General features: G+C 35.3%; 14 protein-coding genes. 5 read left to right on the top strand and 9 right to left on the bottom strand.

All coding sequences use genetic code 11. The annotated features are described in order from the left end of the window. Window positions 1-359: 359 nt before the first annotated feature. The gene (locus ABWU75_RS01815; protein ID WP_353286949.1) at window positions 360-1,829 is read right to left on the bottom strand and encodes a TrkH family potassium uptake protein; all 1,470 of its coding nucleotides are present in this window, start codon (window positions 1,827-1,829) and stop codon (window positions 360-362) included. A 148-nt stretch (window positions 1,830-1,977) separates the two neighbouring features. On the opposite strand from ABWU75_RS01815, the gene ABWU75_RS01810 reads away from it, so the two are divergent. Next, entirely contained in the window at window positions 1,978-3,222 is a 1,245-nt protein-coding gene (locus ABWU75_RS01810) for a hypothetical protein (protein WP_353286948.1), read from the top strand. A gap of 569 nt (window positions 3,223-3,791) precedes the next feature. Here ABWU75_RS01810 and ABWU75_RS01805 read toward each other — a convergent pair. Beyond that, window positions 3,792-4,814 (bottom strand): IS110 family transposase, encoded by a 1,023-nt coding sequence (locus ABWU75_RS01805; RefSeq protein WP_353286589.1) that lies wholly within the window; start codon window positions 4,812-4,814, stop codon window positions 3,792-3,794. Between the two features lie 144 nt (window positions 4,815-4,958). Beyond that, on the bottom strand, window positions 4,959-5,168 hold the full coding sequence (locus tag ABWU75_RS01800; protein WP_353286947.1) for a hypothetical protein: 210 nt from the start codon (window positions 5,166-5,168) through the stop codon (window positions 4,959-4,961). A gap of 107 nt (window positions 5,169-5,275) precedes the next feature. Here ABWU75_RS01800 and ABWU75_RS01795 point away from each other — a divergent pair, with 107 nt between their 5' ends. Next, the gene (locus ABWU75_RS01795) at window positions 5,276-6,523 is read left to right on the top strand and encodes an IscS subfamily cysteine desulfurase (protein ID WP_253309635.1); all 1,248 of its coding nucleotides are present in this window, start codon (window positions 5,276-5,278) and stop codon (window positions 6,521-6,523) included. An 89-nt stretch (window positions 6,524-6,612) separates the two neighbouring features. Here the strand turns inward: ABWU75_RS01795 and ABWU75_RS01790 are convergent, their stop codons facing one another. From ABWU75_RS01790 to lipB, 3 genes are all read right to left on the bottom strand, one after another. Continuing rightward, window positions 6,613-6,831: a hypothetical protein gene (locus ABWU75_RS01790; RefSeq protein WP_265017528.1), complete on the bottom strand. Its 219-nt coding sequence runs from the start codon at window positions 6,829-6,831 to the stop codon at window positions 6,613-6,615. A 519-nt stretch (window positions 6,832-7,350) separates the two neighbouring features. Beyond that, on the bottom strand, window positions 7,351-8,328 hold the full coding sequence (locus ABWU75_RS01785) for an LD-carboxypeptidase (protein ID WP_253309636.1): 978 nt from the start codon (window positions 8,326-8,328) through the stop codon (window positions 7,351-7,353). Then, window positions 8,328-8,945, bottom strand: a complete 618-nt coding sequence (gene lipB / locus ABWU75_RS01780) for a lipoyl(octanoyl) transferase LipB (RefSeq protein ID WP_253309637.1) — start codon at window positions 8,943-8,945, stop codon at window positions 8,328-8,330. Before lipB ends, ABWU75_RS01785 begins: the two co-directional genes overlap by 1 nt. Window positions 8,946-9,196: 251 nt before the next feature. Here lipB and ABWU75_RS01775 point away from each other — a divergent pair, with 251 nt between their 5' ends. The 3 genes from ABWU75_RS01775 (at window position 9,197) to ABWU75_RS01765 (ending at window position 11,098) form a co-directional block, all read left to right on the top strand. Beyond that, window positions 9,197-9,430, top strand: coding sequence for a DUF6290 family protein (locus tag ABWU75_RS01775; RefSeq protein ID WP_010081986.1), 234 nt, complete (start codon window positions 9,197-9,199; stop codon window positions 9,428-9,430). After that, the gene (locus ABWU75_RS01770; protein ID WP_309166922.1) at window positions 9,406-9,669 is read left to right on the top strand and encodes a type II toxin-antitoxin system RelE/ParE family toxin; all 264 of its coding nucleotides are present in this window, start codon (window positions 9,406-9,408) and stop codon (window positions 9,667-9,669) included. The genes ABWU75_RS01775 and ABWU75_RS01770 overlap by 25 nt, the downstream gene beginning before the upstream one ends. Before the next feature lie 235 nt (window positions 9,670-9,904). Continuing rightward, window positions 9,905-11,098, top strand: a complete 1,194-nt coding sequence (locus ABWU75_RS01765) for a phage portal protein (RefSeq protein ID WP_353286946.1) — start codon at window positions 9,905-9,907, stop codon at window positions 11,096-11,098. A 302-nt stretch (window positions 11,099-11,400) separates the two neighbouring features. On the opposite strand, the gene ABWU75_RS01760 is transcribed toward ABWU75_RS01765, so the two are convergent. The 3 genes from ABWU75_RS01760 to murJ form a co-directional block, all read right to left on the bottom strand. Continuing rightward, the gene (locus ABWU75_RS01760) at window positions 11,401-12,075 is read right to left on the bottom strand and encodes a hypothetical protein (RefSeq protein WP_341822732.1); all 675 of its coding nucleotides are present in this window, start codon (window positions 12,073-12,075) and stop codon (window positions 11,401-11,403) included. Window positions 12,076-12,172: 97 nt separating this feature from the next. Beyond that, window positions 12,173-14,725 (bottom strand): AsmA-like C-terminal region-containing protein, encoded by a 2,553-nt coding sequence (locus ABWU75_RS01755; RefSeq protein ID WP_353286945.1) that lies wholly within the window; start codon window positions 14,723-14,725, stop codon window positions 12,173-12,175. A gap of 95 nt (window positions 14,726-14,820) precedes the next feature. Further along, entirely contained in the window at window positions 14,821-16,317 is a 1,497-nt protein-coding gene (gene murJ / locus ABWU75_RS01750) for a murein biosynthesis integral membrane protein MurJ (RefSeq protein WP_353286944.1), read from the bottom strand. Window positions 16,318-16,390: the final 73 nt, after the last annotated feature.

Below are 16,390 nucleotides of genomic sequence, written 5' to 3'. Positions count from 1 at the left end.
CTATCTATAGCTAACACGTCATACCGCGATTTATTCCATAGCTGTACGAACATTCATTTTTAAAGGTAAACTGTACAGCGAATGGTGTCATTCCAGTGCTTGACACTGGAATCTAGCCTTTTCATAATCATCAAAATGTTGTATTTTTACATAAAATGGCTACTTTTATGCTTACCAACTTAATAAAATTCCTGGATCCCAGTGTCTGGGCACTGGGATGACACCCTCCTGATAGACAATGTTCGTACATCTGTAGATTTATTCGCGGTATAGATTCTGCTAACAAGTAGCGGAATGACGGTTTTTCAAATTGTCGTAAGTCAGTTTAGCTATAATATCAAGTTTCACAACTTTACCAACTATTTCTTTCTATTAAATAAGAATAAATTACCTATACAAAAATAGATTGGCAATATTTCAAGTCTACCAAGCAGCATCAAAAACGACAAAAATAATTTTACTTCATTACTGAAAGAAGAATAGTTACCTGAAGGGCCTATTAAATTACTAAATCCCGGGCCAGAATTTGTAAGCGTTGCAGAGACTGAGCTGATGCTAGTTATAAAGTCTGCATTGCTTAAGTAAGACATCACTATTGATGAAATGGTAAACGTTAACATGAAAATTGCAAAAAATATAAAGACAGAGTGAACTTCATCATTCTCCAGGTTTTTCCGTATTCTCCAGGTTTTTCCGTTGAATTTTACCCTATTACCTGCACCTGGGTTTAATAAAAGGCGAAAGTGATTTCCTATAGACTTTAGAAAAATGATCAAACGAAAGATTTTGATGCCACCACTTGAAGAACCACTACATCCACCAACAAAGGTTAGAAAAAAAGCTAAGACTGAAATGAAGCTCCAATCTATATGATTACAGATTGCATAACCAGTTGACGTAATTAAAGAGGTGATGGTAAACGTGCTGTATCTAAATGATAATGACACTCCTAAATCAACATTTTGATACAACCAAAAACAAGCAAATGAAGATGAAACAATAGCTATCTTAACAAAGTAAGAGACCTGTTCATCATAGCAAATGTCTAACCGTCTTATGATTTTTAAATAGCTAAAAAAAGGCAGAGAACCCAAAATCATAAAAATGATCGTTATGACTTCTAACATAGGGTTATTGTAGTGCCCTATAGAATCATTATAGTTAGCAAATCCACCAGTTGATACAGCGGACATTCCGTGACATATTGCGTCAAATAGTGGCATACCAGCCAGATAATAGGAAAATATACATAACAAAATTAGGCCATAATATATTGCTGTAATATGAATTACTACGCTTCGCGTGTTCGGCAACTTCCTTTTTGTAGCATCTGAATATTCAGAATAAAGTAAATTATTTAGGCTGAGAATCTTAAACATAGGAAAAACTGCAATTCCTAAAGTGATTACACCAAAACCCCCCATGCCATGTAGCATTGCTCTCCATAGCAGTATTCCTGGAGATTGTTTTTCAATATCATTAAATATAGTTGCCCCTGTGGTTGTGATGCCAGATATCGTTTCAAATAATGCATCAACATAGCTCAGATTGTCAAAATAGAAAGGAATAGCTGCAAACAAAGACAAGGCAATCCAGGTGCAACTAGTAATTGCAAAAATTGCCGGCATGCCATTTAATTTACCGAGTAAAATAAAAATTACGCCAGATGTGCAGGTAATTATGAATCCAGCGAGAAAATTTTTCCATTCGTAGCTGAGACATTTATTAGTAATAGCAGGAATAAGCATTGCTAAGCTAAATAACAATAGGAATATTCCCACAATAAATACAATTGAACGTAAAGTTTGTAAACGTTGATGATTTTTCATAGAGTTACTTCCTCGCTATACAAAGCCATAAAAGCTACTCTAACGTCAAGCATTTTGTTGGCCTTTATTAACAGTTATTAACAATATACTTGACTTACCCGTAAATATGTGTGATAATTAAACTTGTTATAAAAAATAGAGGTAAAATATGACTGAATTAACTGACATACAACAACAAATTAAAACTTCATTAATAACAGCAATCATCAGTAACAACCTTAAAACGGTCCAGGAAACATTCAACAGTAATGGAAATGATGATATACAAGCAGCTTTGAGACACAAGGGGACTTTGACTAGTGACAAAGGTACCATTTTAGATTTTGTTATTGGCCGTCTTGAAGCTAGCGTTAACACTAAAAAAGAAAATGTAGGGATCATTGAACTAATTTGGAAGAGAGCTGATCAAAACACTCGTGATTTTTTGTGTGGTTACGAGGTAATAGAACATTTTAGTAATGAACCATACACTACGGGTATAATAGATGATCTTAAACGCTATCAAAGAAAAATTGACCCTAATAACACAGATATATATCCTGTTCTTGCACAAGTTATTCAAGAAATGGAAGAGCACAAGAGAGTAAAGGATCTTAATATTGAACTAATGGATGCAATAGAAAGTCTTGATGTTAATCAAGTTAAAGCAGCATTAGAGAATTGTGGTACAGATGCAGCAAGGGTTTTAGAGCGAGAGTTATATTGGACGAATAGCGTAGATCTCCTTTTAGTTTATCCTCTGATAGTTGACTATGAAAGAAATCCTGACAAAGAAGAATTAAAAAAGATAAAAGAGATCACTAAACTTCTTTGGGATAAAGCTTCCCATGATGTTCGTAACTCCTGGCTTAAAGACTACATGGTTAATAGAGAAGGTCAAAATACAGGACGTAACTATATAATAGATTCTCTTGAAGAGCAACAAGAACGCTTTAGGGATATAGCTGGTGAGGGATGGCTTGAAGACTTTATTCAAGAAGTTAAGGATTATAGAAAGGACAGAGAAATAGAGCTTAATGAACCTGTATTGAAAGAAGTTGAGGAAAAAGAGCGTATTGCCCAAAATGATAGAGAGATTGCAGAGAGATTGCAAAATGAAGAACAGAACACGTTCATGTCTTCAATAAATAGTACTGATGTAGCTGCGGCCCCAGAAAAGAACGATACAAACTTCTGGAGTGAACACAAAGGGAAGATTGCTCTAGGCGTTACTGGACTATGCGTAGCTGGTGCTGTTGCAGCCTATGTGCTAGCGTATCCTGTAGTTGCACTGGCTTTAGCAGCTTTGGCAGCCGTTATATTAATAGGTGCTGGTATTGCTAAGGTTCGTGAGAAAGTGGAAAATCCAAGTGTAGAAAAACATTTTACAACAGAACAAGGAGTACAACATTAATAATGTCATCCCAGCGCGCCGCGCTGGGATCTGACTACGCTAGACAAAGAATATGTATCCGTTCAGGAAAGCGACAAAATAAGGTAGACAAGGTAGTATAAAAAGATAACCATAAAAGTGAGTTTACAACAAATGGTGTCATGCCAGTGCGTGACACTGGCATCCAGTTGAACTATTTCAACAAAAATACTGCATTTGAGGTGAACTTTTTTCTCACCAGGACCATTATCTATTACACTTATTTACGAGTATAATAATTAAAGTCTGGATCCCAGTGTCACGCACTGGGATGACAAAAAAAGGAGGCTGCTTGGATGACAGGAGATACCGTCTTGTTAGTCAACAAAAAAATTATAAAAATTTCCCAAGTTGCATCATAAAATCAAAAAATACTTCCAATTGTGTAACAGTACACAGATTATAGTTAGTGGATATGTTGATAAGTAAATTAGTTTTATACGCACAAAACAGATGAAGTTTACTTATCAACATATCCACTAACCAACAACACTCAATAAATTTGTGTAAGATACCACTTTACATAAGATAGATAGGAAGCATTTTTGATTTTAAAGTACTAAACCTTCAGTCAACCTCCTAGCCCTGTAGTTTTTGATATGGTTAGGATCAAAAGCACTTTTGGATGTCAGAATACCGAAAATGATATGGAGTAGCTTACGCATTGCAGCACCAACGATGGCCATATTATGCTTACCCTTTTCCTTTAATCTTTGGCAAAAGCTCATAATGATAGGATTGTGATTCTTAGCTACTATGGCAGGAAAGAAAAGTGCCTTACGTAATGTTTGTGAACCGGATTTACTTAATCTGGGTTTGGCATATACAGAGGAACCTGACGTCATATTTCGTGGTATAACTCCTGTATATGCTGCCAATTGCCTGGCATCTCTAAAAACCTCTATATCAGAAACTTCAGCTAAAATAGCTATTGCTGATTCTTCTCCTATGCCTGGAATAGTCAATAGAAGTTGAAAATTTTCCAACAATTCTTTGTGTTGATTTAATAGTTCACGTACGGAGTTTTTTATTGTTTCTATTTTTTGAGCTATATTCATTGCAAGGTCTTCCCAAGCATTTGCAACTTCTTTAGGCAGTCTCTCTTTTTTTTCTAAGTGGTTATTTACTAATGTTAACTCATCTTTTAACGCAACTGAGCAACGATAAAGATGTTTTAATTTTTTCATTTCAGGAGAAGGTGGTGTCCAACTAGAAGGTTCCTGTCTTTGGCAATAATCAGCAATAACTTCTGCATCGGTCTGATCATTCTTTTGTCGTATCAGCTTACTCCTTGCATAAGATTTTATGCAATAAGGATTTACAACACTTACAAAATGTCCAGCATTGTGTAGAAATTCAGCCAGTGCTTCGCTATAACAACCAGTAGATTCCATGCAGGTTTTTACTTTTTCTACATTATGTTTGTGTAGAAAATTCAGTAGACTTTGAAACCCATGATCATCGTTCTTAAAGCTTCTTTTTCTAGTTTCACGCTTTCCTTTTTTGCTTATAAATGAGAGAAAAACATCAAAGCGATCTTTTGATATATCTATGCCCAAAAAGTTGTTGATCATATATAACCCCATACGTTACCATTAAAAATGAAAAGTAAGGCTAGTCTTGTGAATACAGAATTAGAACCATTCAGGTCTTTCTACGATACCGTCCAGCCTATACTTTTGAGAAGGGAATTCTTATCTCCTCTACAGATTTTATATCTAAGAGGAAGCACAGAGTTCCTCCCTTCTCCACCTAATGCTTAAGCTTAAAACATTAGATGCTTTTGACAAGATACAAGAAGGGGCTACTCGGATGATACTATTATAGAGTGAACCAGTGTCAGCTACTCGGATGACAAAAAAAGGAGCTACTCGGATGACATCATAGGGGCGCTGGAATGACACCATCACAGAGTGAACCAGCGTCATACACACATCCCTTTGGTGACAATGTTTGTTGATGCAAGATTATACCTTGAAAAAATTAAGTTTTAGTGCTATTAAATAGTTGTAAATTTTGTCCCTGTGGTAGCTTTATGAATGTTGAAAGTAAGAAAATACATGATACTAAAATAAAATTACCAATATTTCTTGATTATCAATCTACTACTAAAGTGGATCCCCGTGTTTTGGAGGTAATGATACCTTATTTTGGTGAGTTCAGTAATGCACACTCTCGCAGCCATTCATTTGGTTGGACTGCTGAAGAAGCAGTGGAAAAAGCAAGGAAACACATCGCTGATCTGGTGAACGCAGATAGCAAAGAAATTATCTTTACCTCAGGTGCAACTGAGTCAAATAATACAGCAATCAAGGGCATTGCTCACTTTTACAAAAATAAAGGAAATCATATAATAACTGTCTGCACGGAGCATAAGTGTGTTCTGGATTCTTGTCGGCATCTGGAAAATGAAGGCTTTAAAGTTACATATTTGCCTGTTAAGCAAAACGGAATTATAGATTTATCAAAGCTTGAGGAAGCAATTACTGATAAAACAATCCTGGTTTCAGTGATGATGGTAAATAATGAAATCGGAGTAATTCAGCCTGTAAAGGAGATTGGTAAAATATGCAGAAAGCATAATATATTTTTCCATACAGATGCAGCTCAAAGCTTTGGAAAAGTTCCAATTGATGTTAATGAGATGTGCATTGATCTTATGAGTCTCTCTAGCCACAAAATTTATGGACCTATGGGAATAGGCGCATTATATGTCCGTAGAAAGAATCCTCGTGTTAGGCTAATACCATTGATTAGTGGTGGTGGACAAGAAAGAGGTATGCGTTCTGGAACAGTTCCAACACCTCTTGCAGTTGGTTTTGGTGAAGCGGCACGTATCGCTAAAGAAGAAATGGAAACAGAAGCAAGCAAATTGGAAGGACTGAGAGATATTTTGTACAATAAGATAAAAGAAGCATTTCCTGATATCGTTTTAAATGGTGATTATGAAAATAGAATTCCTGGCAACCTAAACTTGAGCTTTCCCTATGTTGAGGGTGAGTCTCTCATCATGGCAATCAAGGATTTAGCAGTAAGTTCTGGTTCTGCGTGCACGTCTGCGTCTCTTGAGCCCTCCTATGTCATACGGTCGCTAAATAATGGCCACGACCTTGAGCATTCATCAATTAGATTTGGCCTAGGCCGATTTACAACTAAAGAAGAAGTTTTGTACGCAGCAGATCTTGTTGCTAAAAATATTGGCCGACTGAGAGAAATGAGCCCACTTTGGGAGATGGTACAAGAAGGAGTAGATTTGAACACCGTGAAATGGGACTTTCATTAAGTATCTCCATTCAGCCAGTCCAACTGCAAATGCACTTTGAAATTACTCTGTAACCATTCACACTTAATTCTGCAATTCTTTGATCTCACTCATAGCTGTACGAACATTCGTTTTTGAAGGTAAATTGCACAGCAAATGGTGTCATCCCAGTGCCCAGACACTGGGATCCAGAAATTTTGCTTATAACTGAGCTGATGAGCTAAAGGTAGTTGTCTTACGCTAAAACAAACGTTTTTAATTAAGTTGCATAGAAGCTGGATCCCAGTGTCTGGGCACTGGGATGACACCCATAAGTGTTGAAAGTGCAATCACACAAGGTGATTAATGGTATGTAAATCTCCTCTTGATATCAACCTTCGTTGTTGGGAAAGCAGATAAACCACGTCGAAAATTCGCTTAAACCTTCTAACCACAGGCAAAAAGGCGCTTTTTTAATTTATTTTATTACCATTGAAATTTATGCCGTTAACCACCTTATATAATGCCACTTATAGCACTTTCAACACTTATGGATGACACCCCACTGGTGGCCCAAACTACAACGTTCGTACAGTTGTTAGCGCCGCGGCAGTATGACGGTTAAGTACGTGTTAGCGGGATCTAGAGATACCGCGAATGAATCGCGGTATGACGGTTAAGTACGTGTTAGCGGCTAAGAGATACCGCGGCGGCATGACGGTTCGCGGCGGTATAATAACTCGTCATCCCGCTACGTGTTAGCGGGATCTAGAGATACCGCGAATGAATCGCGGTATGACGGTTAAGTACGTGTTAGCGGCTAAGAGATACCGTGGCGGCATGACGTAGAGCTCGCATTAGCTATAAGATTAGCTAACATTCTGCACATCCATAAAAAACAAACCTTCTTTTTCGTCTTGAACGCTAATAATAGCGTGAGTGTTAAGAGGTAAAGGGTCATTTGTATGTCCATGGCCTACCCCTTTCATTGTAAATACAGGAAAGTTAACACTTTTTGCAAGCCTTTCTTTTACAACTTCAACAAGATTATCATTATAACAGTTAACGAAATCCCCAAAGATTACTGCATGCACTCCATCAAAAATGTGAGCTTGTTTTAGGTGATCTAAACTGCGCTCTATTGCGTATGGGTAAACTCTTATGTCCTCTAAAAATAGAATTTTACCTTTCGCATTTATTTGCCAAGCGGTTCCTATACTATTTTCAACTAAAGTCATATTACCACCGATGACTTTAGACTCTAATCTGCCATCTTTTAGTCTAATGCCATTGTTTATCATCTTTAGGTTATCAAATCTGATAGAATCCCGCTTGTTAAGAATTAACTCTTTCAATTTTTCAACAGAGCTTTCAGAAACGGAGCTATTTACTATCATTTCCAACATGGTGCCGTGAAGAGTTTGCCAATCATATTTAGCTTGTAGATAGATGTGCAAGGCAGTTATATCGCTATAGCCTATGAGGATTTTTTTGTTTTGAGCAATCCTTTCTTTTTTATCATTGGGTAACTTTTCTAGATAGGGAATTAACCGAGAAGCCCCTTCTCCTCCTCTGATACACCAAATTATTTTACTATCATTAGTTAGTGCACTAACCAAATCATTTGCTCTGAATTCATCAGAGTTGGAATAAAATGGATTGTCATTACTATATATTTTTTCCGAAATATGGGGATTAAAATCCGAAGCTTCTACATATTCTTTTATAGTAGTCAGATCTGATTCTTTTCCCTTGGAAGAAGGAGCAATAATATCAACTCGGTCGATTGCATGAATACCTGTGTTAGCACATAAAGTGAAAATAAAATATAAAAGGTAAATGATCATTAAAATATCTTATAAAACTCTTTTTTTAGTATATCATCCAATTCAGAGAGTGGAACTTTCACTCCTAGTTCTTCCATTGATGTGACGCCATAACCTTGCAGTCCACAAGGAATAATACCCTTATAGTGAGAGAGATCTGGAAAGACGTTAAGCGCTATGCCATGATAAGTTACCCATTTTCTTAAGCGAATACCAAAAGCTGCAATTTTTTTTTCTACTCCATTGTTATTCACCCAAACACCTATTCTATCCTCTTTAAATTCTCCAAGTATATTAAATTGCTTTAAAACATTTATTATCCACTTACTTAGGTCTCTAATATATAGCTTTATGTCGCATTTATTTCTTTTTTTAAGGTTTAACATTAAATATATGATGCGCTGTCCTGGACCATGATATGTGTGTTTACCACCCCTTCCTGTTTTATATATAGGAAATAGTTTTTCAACAATATCATCATCTGTTGCACTGATTCCTGCAGTATAAAGTGGAGGGTGCTGGAGTAGCCATACCAATTCGTCTGCTGAATTATTGTAAATTTGTTGAATTTTTTCTTCCATAGATTTTACGGCACAGTTATAATCAATAAGCTGATTAGATATTAGCCATTCTGTCATATTCTATTTCTTTTTTTTTAGTATAGCAGTTCGTTTTTTCCTGTTATTCCAGTGTGTGACACTGAGCGCAGCCTTTCTTATTCCTAATATACTTAATACTAACTTCTGTGCTATTTCTCCTTAACAAACATAGTACATGACAAATGTTTAATTGTTTGTCAACACAGGTCCTCTTTACGTATAGGCAACTTTTTTTATTGAAAAATTCAGAAAAATGTTGTATAATTATTAGTAGATTTTAGGTAAAATATATGGCAAACTCAAAATTTAGCATAACTTTCAACAACGAAATTTCAGAGTGTCTTGCTGGACTAGCTAAAATAAGAAATAAGTCCATTAAAGAACTAACAGAGAAGCTAATACAAGAAGCAATTGAAAATGAGGAAGATAAAATACTAATTGAGCGTGCTGCTAAACGTAATGTTTCAGGTGTAAAGAAAATTAGAAGTGAGGATGTAGACTGGAATACAATATTATCTTCATAGAAAGCGTTCTTGAGAAAGACCTTCCAGCTCTTCCAAAAACAATAAGATTAAGGATCATAAATGCGATAAATAAGCGCCTTACAATTGATCCCATTAACCTTGGTGAGCCATTATATTACAGATTTAAAGGACAAAGAAGATTAAGGGTAGGTGATTATCGCGTTATCTATTCCGTAAATATTATAAAATATGAAGTGGTTATCACAGAGATAGGACACAGAAAAGATATTTATAAGTAAGTACATCATATAAACATTAAATATATTTTTACTCCTTCCTGATTCATTTTCTACCTTAGGTGGCTTCGCTCAGCTCAAAAAAAAAGCTCATTCTTTTTGCTACCCCTTATTGTGCCTGCCATTTAACTACTGTGTAGAGATTGCTCTCAAACATAATGTTCGTACGTTAGTATATCCTTCCTGTGACACCAATTGATATAATTCTACCACAAATTCAATTTTTTAGGAGGCACATATGAATTTCAACATCTTTCAAAGAAAAAAAAGCGCAGTATTTACTAAATATTCTGCTTTGCAACTAATGATGGAGCCAAGTTGGAGTAAGCGTGATTATGTAAGTTTTGCTGAGGAAGGTTACATAAAAAATGTTATTGCCTTTCGAGCAATTAATATGATTGCAAGTGCTGCATCTTCGGTACCTTTTACTCTCTGCCAGCTTACTGAACAGGGAAAATCGCAACTAAAAGCCCATCCATTACTGAAATTACTTTATTCTCCTAATCCAATGACATCAAAATCGGAATTTATTGAGGGGATTGTAACTTATCGGTTAGTTAACGGCAATTCTTATATATTGATGGTTGAGTCGCAGAACAATAGAAAACCACCAACAGAGCTTTATCTTCTGCGCCCTGATAGGGTTGAAATTGTTCCAGGGAGAAATAACGTTCCTTATATCTATCGTTATACCATAAATAACAACGGTTATGACTTTAAAGTTGATAAACTAACCGGACGTTCAGCAGTGTTGCACCTAAAGACCTTTAACCCTTTGAATGATTGGTATGGATTATCACCAATTGAGGCAGCTGCATACAGTATAGATCAGCATAATCAGGCGGGTGCTTGGAATCAAGCGATATTGCAAAATGGGGCAAGACCAAGTGGTGCAATAGTTGTGAAATCAGCGAAGGACGGGAGTGGTGGAAGTTTAAGTCAAGAGCAGTACCAACGCTTAAAAGAGCAAATAAATGATCATTATTCAGGTTCTGTCAATGCTGGAAGACCGATATTGCTTGAAGGAGGCTTGGAGTGGAAAGAAATGAGCTTATCACCAAGGGATATGGATTTTATTGAGTCCAAACACAGTTCAGCCCGCGATATTGCCCTGGCTTTTGGTGTCCCGCCGCAGTTGCTTGGCATACCAGGTGATAACACTTATAGCAATTTAGTCGAAGCACGCTTATCCCTCTGGGAACAGACGGTTTTACCAACGCTAGAAAATATTATCTGTCACCTGAATTCTTGGCTAACACCAAAATTTGGCGAGGATCTGTGCTTGTCGTACGACAAAGATGCAATAGAAATTCTCATGGAAAAGAGGCAAAAGTTGTGGAAATACGTAGAAAACGCAAGCTTTATGACACTCAATGAAAAAAGGGAAGCATTTGGCTTGCCACCACTGCCAGGTGGTGATGAGTTAGGTTAAGTTTGATCCGTTCAGTTGTGCGGCTAAAAGACAACTTAAAAGAGTTTAAGTTTTTGCTTTGTACTTTGTAAAATATTAAAAAAATCAGCCAAATTACACCATATTTAGTCTATTTTATCCTATAGTTTTGGGTTTACTGAGGGTTCGTCATTCTGCTACATGTTAGCGCCGCGGCGGTGTGACGTAGGGTTGCACTAGCTATAGCAACTTTGTCTGCGCAACCATTTTCTACCGCACCATTGAACAGATATGCTTGAAGATATCCGTTCAGATGAGTTTATTGTCTCCTAAACCGTACACGCCTAACAAGCTACCGCTAGAGCTTGTGAAAAATTCTCTATTTTTATTCCCTTTAATTTACTGGATAAGTTGTCTACAAACAAATCTGATTTAGTGCAGATCTGCTCTATTTTTTCAGGAGATAAAGAGGAATCTAATTGATTCGCTATACCAGACACTCCATTTAAAACTACTCCAGCACCATATGGTACATATGACACAGTATATATAGCACCTGACGTAAAATCTAGTAAGTTCTGAGAAGAAGTGGTAATTTTATACCCTACTGTGTTTTTATCTTCTCCTTTGCATTTTTTAAGCACTTTTGATGCACCATGAGGAATATAAGATATACCAGCTATACCATATGAAGCCCCATTTAAGGCGTACGATACAACTACCGTTGTTGCTGATAGCGCTTTAGCTCCATATTTTGCAGTATAAAGCAATGGCTTAAGGGCATAAGAAATAGTTTTACCTTGTGATTCAGATTCAAGCAACGAATTTAGTTCTTCTTGTGTTGCTGCACATTCAAAAAATTCTTTCTCATCAATTTCTGCAAGATCAATCTCTTCAAAACCCTCATCAATATCTACAGGAGTCACTGTTTCTTTTATAGGGCTAACTTCTACATCACTTCCAATAACACTTGAATTATTAGAATTTTTGCCAAAAAGATTCGAAAACATACTAAACATTTTTTTTTACCTACAACTTAACGCTCATATCAATATATTAACCTAATATTAACCAGGTGTCAAGCACATATGACTCTTATAAACAGATGTTAGTAAATTAACTATTCCTCTTGCCAACCAGAGCGATGAAGATTTGGTCTACATCAAAACTCATCTTAGGACGCCAAATAGGGCCATCCAAATGCATATCGATATAGATTGGATTACTATAGTTTGGTGGTATGAAAAAGAACCTGAATATAGAAGCTAAAGCGAAGTTAGATAAGGTTAAATTAGAAGAGATCGACCCTGATGCTTGATCAATCCCGAATTGTAAACTAGTTGAACATATACCACTCTTAATACTTGCTTTTCCGCTAATATTTTCAAAAAATGTACTGCCATTATATATATCAACATAAGCAAATGTGGAAATTTCAGACTTATTCTTACTGCTTAACAAATTAGCGATAAATGAATTGAAATCTACATTAGTAACTTCTATTCCCTGCGCTTGTAAGTTTACATCTCCTGATAAGCTATTAGCCCAATCATGAAAACTTTTTCCTTGAGTTTTGATTGCACCACTTAAGCTTATCTGACCATTTACATTGTCAATTCCTATAACCTTACCAATCTTTTTAGTGTCCAAATTTACAATAGAAAATCTTGTATTCATTGAGTCTGATCTTAAATAACCCTGAAAAAACACTTGCCCGTGTTCTAATACGTAACTTGCCTGCCTGATAGTGATAACGTTGTTTCTCATTACCGCATCCAAATTAAAATCTTTCAAAACATTCTGCTCGGTTTTAAATTCTGCAGTATTGATTTGCACATTTGCATCAAAGCCTTCTTTGTCATCCAAAAAATCAAGCTGCTTTGTTGACCATTGAATTTGATCTATCTCATTTCTTGAATTTCTTTTTACCTCTACTAAATTTGGTAATTTAAAGATATTTCCATTAAATTTATTGCCCGTAAGGTTCACATCTAATAAAGGTTTGGCGTATTTTTGATCTACTAATATTTTTGCATTACCGGTAATATCGAAATCTTCTCCAGATAGTTTTATTTTATCTGCAACTAGCTTACCTTTTTCCATTTTCAGCAAAAAATCCAAATTTTTAATTTTCGTATCATTCAATGTAAGGTTATTAACACTGGCCTTTATATTTGCATCATACTGAAAATTTTTCAGCCGTTGCATTTTAGATAAACTGCTAAATAATGAATGATCATATTTATCTGCATCAAGATTATGCATGCTAAATTTACCATCAATCACACTGCGTTTTTTTGTGTGGCTTACTCTAATTGACCCTTGCAAGGATTCCTTATTATTTAGCAGTCTAATGTCTGAGATAGATAATATTCTTGGTGCAAGGTGCAGTTTAGAACTTAGTGTAAATTGATTTTTCTGGTTTTCTTTCATCTTTATAGAAGGAAAAAAACATGAAATGAATGACTCAAAATCATTTCCTTCTACTAACAAATCACCGTTGAATTCAGATAGGGCATTATTGTTTGAGATCTCTCCTGATAAATAAGATATATTATTGATTCCAGGAAATTTGAGAAGCGTATTAACTTTTACTTTGCCATCAGTGGATTTTAGTACAGCACGGAAATTGTCCAATATTTTGTTTTGATATTGAATGTTAGAAGCTTCCATATTAAAATTTAAGCTCAAGTTCTTTGGCACAACTGCTCTAAAACATTCCAGAAGGTCTTTTATATTCGTTGTTTTTTGTGAATTGTCTTGTATGGAATCTAAGTCAACTTTACTGAAGCTAATATTGAAATTAGTGTGATCGCTTTTTCTATCATTTTGTATTGTACCGCTGGCTTGCATGCTTTTGGAATCAATTTTCAAGTCAGTTACCGTAAACTCATTTTCATCGAGGTTGATATTAGATGATATCTCAATATTTTCACTAGGAATAACACAAGAGAGAAAGCTAAGATTAATGATTTTTGCTAAATCACTCACAGAACCGGAACTATTATTAATCGTTAGTGTTAAATTACCCTGGAGTTCTTCTTGATTTCTATTACCTGTAAATAGCAAATTTACAAAATTTGATTCAACACTAATGTATGCATTCTTTTTTGTGATATTAACCTTTCCTGAAAAATCGTAATTATTATCACCTACCTTTACTTTACCAGAGAATTGCCTATTTTTTTTTACAGCAACTTCCTTTATATTAACAATGCTGCTATAATTAGCGAAATCATTCTTAAAACTTACTTGGCTGTCTTTTATTACTATATCGACTGTGTTACCACTGGCTTTTGTATTTATAATATTAATTAAATTTTCTTTATTGCTTTTCATGCCAAACAATGTGATTGACTTTGGTTGCAACGAGAATAAAAGCAACGATAGGAACGATGGCCTTATTTCAATTTTTCTTACACTAATTAAATCTGATAGCTTTTGCTCTTTATTTTCGTTGTATTGTATATATACATTATGAATAGTGAGCTTTGGAGTAATGAGTGAAACTTCAACTTTCCCTCCAATATGCACTTTAGCATCATACGTTCTCTCCAACTCTTTTATGATATATTCCCTGTAGTCACTCCAATCCTTAAAAACTGCGGCAACATGAAGAAGGACTAATACTAAAGAAATTGATAATATGGCGTATAAAGAAAGTTTCATAGTAGACCTCTCATTCCGGCATCTCTTCGTCTTGTCATCCCAGTGCGCGACACTGGGATGACACCGTTTGCTGTTCCTTTAGCAAAAGATCTAGTTTATACATATTTCAAATTATTCAAATTTCCTCTAAACATTAAATAGAGAATACCAAAATAAACAATAACACTCAAAGCTATTAAAGTCGTTAAATAAACAATACGAGCCAATATTTTATCAAAAAATAATCCTGCCAACAAAGAATTAAAAATATAAAGGGCTATTGACATGACTACCGTTGCTACAAAAATTTTCATGATATTTAACAATAACGCTTGGCTAACCTTATACATTTTATTTATTGTTAAATAACTAATTAATAGAATGGAGTTTATCCAAGTGGAAACGAAAGTAGCGATAGCAATCCCCGTGTGCTGATACTCGTTCATTAACAAAAGGTTTAGCACTACATTAATTCCAAGGCACATTAGTGAGAACATAGTTGGTATTTTTAGATTGCCTTTAGCAAAAAACGTGGGTAGCAATACTTTATTTATAATAAATGCAGGTAAAGAAAGAGAAAATGCTATTAACGTGGGAGCAGTTTGCTGCACTGCATAATGATCAAACCGGCCGTAAGAAAAAAGCGTAAGTAAAATTATGTCGGGAATAATAATAAAGGCAGCAGTTGTTGGCATAATTAACATTAATCCTATGTTGAGAGCCTTGTTCTGTATTTTGACTATATTTTCAGTATTATTTACCTGTTTTGAAATTAAAGGAAGAAGCACTGTACCGATTGCAGTACCGATTATTCCCTGCGGTAGTTGATTTAGTCTATCGGCATAATATATATAGGATACCGCATTTGGTATAAAACTCGCCATGATTGTGTCAATCCATACACTTATTTGAGTTACACAATTGTTGATAATTGCAGGTATCACACGCTTAAAAAACAACCTTACTTCATTGCTTAATTCAAGGCTAAAAGAAAAAGCTGCCTTTAACTTGTATGCACTAAATAGTATCAAAAGTAGCTGGAAAATTCCTCCTATAAGGACAGCTATAGAAAGGTTGTGCGCTGGAGTTTTTACGTAAGGCACAAACAAACTGATGATTAAACAGAGATTCAAAACGATTGGTGCAATAGCTGTTGAAGCAAAATGCTGCTTTACTTGCAGCATTCCACCAATAAGTGATGCAATTGAAACAAAGATTATGTAGGGCATCATAATTCTTGATAAAGTAACAGTAAGGGTAAACTTACTTTGGTCAAATCCAGGAGCAAAAATTTGAATCATATAAGGGGAGAAAGTTTGCATGATAAGGCAAAAAATTACTAAGATAATAAACGTAATGGATATTACACTACTTGCAAAATTAAATGCCTTTTTATCATCGTGTGATTCTGTTGAATATAACGGTATAAAGGACGTGGTAAATGCTCCCTCTGCAAAAAATGCGCGAAATAGATTGGCAAAACGAAACGAAGAAAAAAATATGTCTGCAAGAGAGTTTGCACCAATAACCGTAGCAATTAATACATCTCTTATTAACCCTGAGATCCTTGAAATAGCCGTAAAAAAACTAAATGTGAAAATACTTTTAAACATACCACTACTTCATTAGTATCAATACAATTAACTATAATAGTAAAAGTATCAATGAAAATATTTATTGGCTAAA

The sequence above is a fragment of the Wolbachia endosymbiont (group A) of Anthophora plumipes genome, from assembly GCF_964028115.1.
In the GTDB taxonomy this organism is placed as follows: Bacteria; Pseudomonadota; Alphaproteobacteria; order Rickettsiales; family Anaplasmataceae; genus Wolbachia.
Note: the sequence above shows the minus strand (reverse complement) of the source record. Positions and strands in the feature narration are given on the sequence as shown.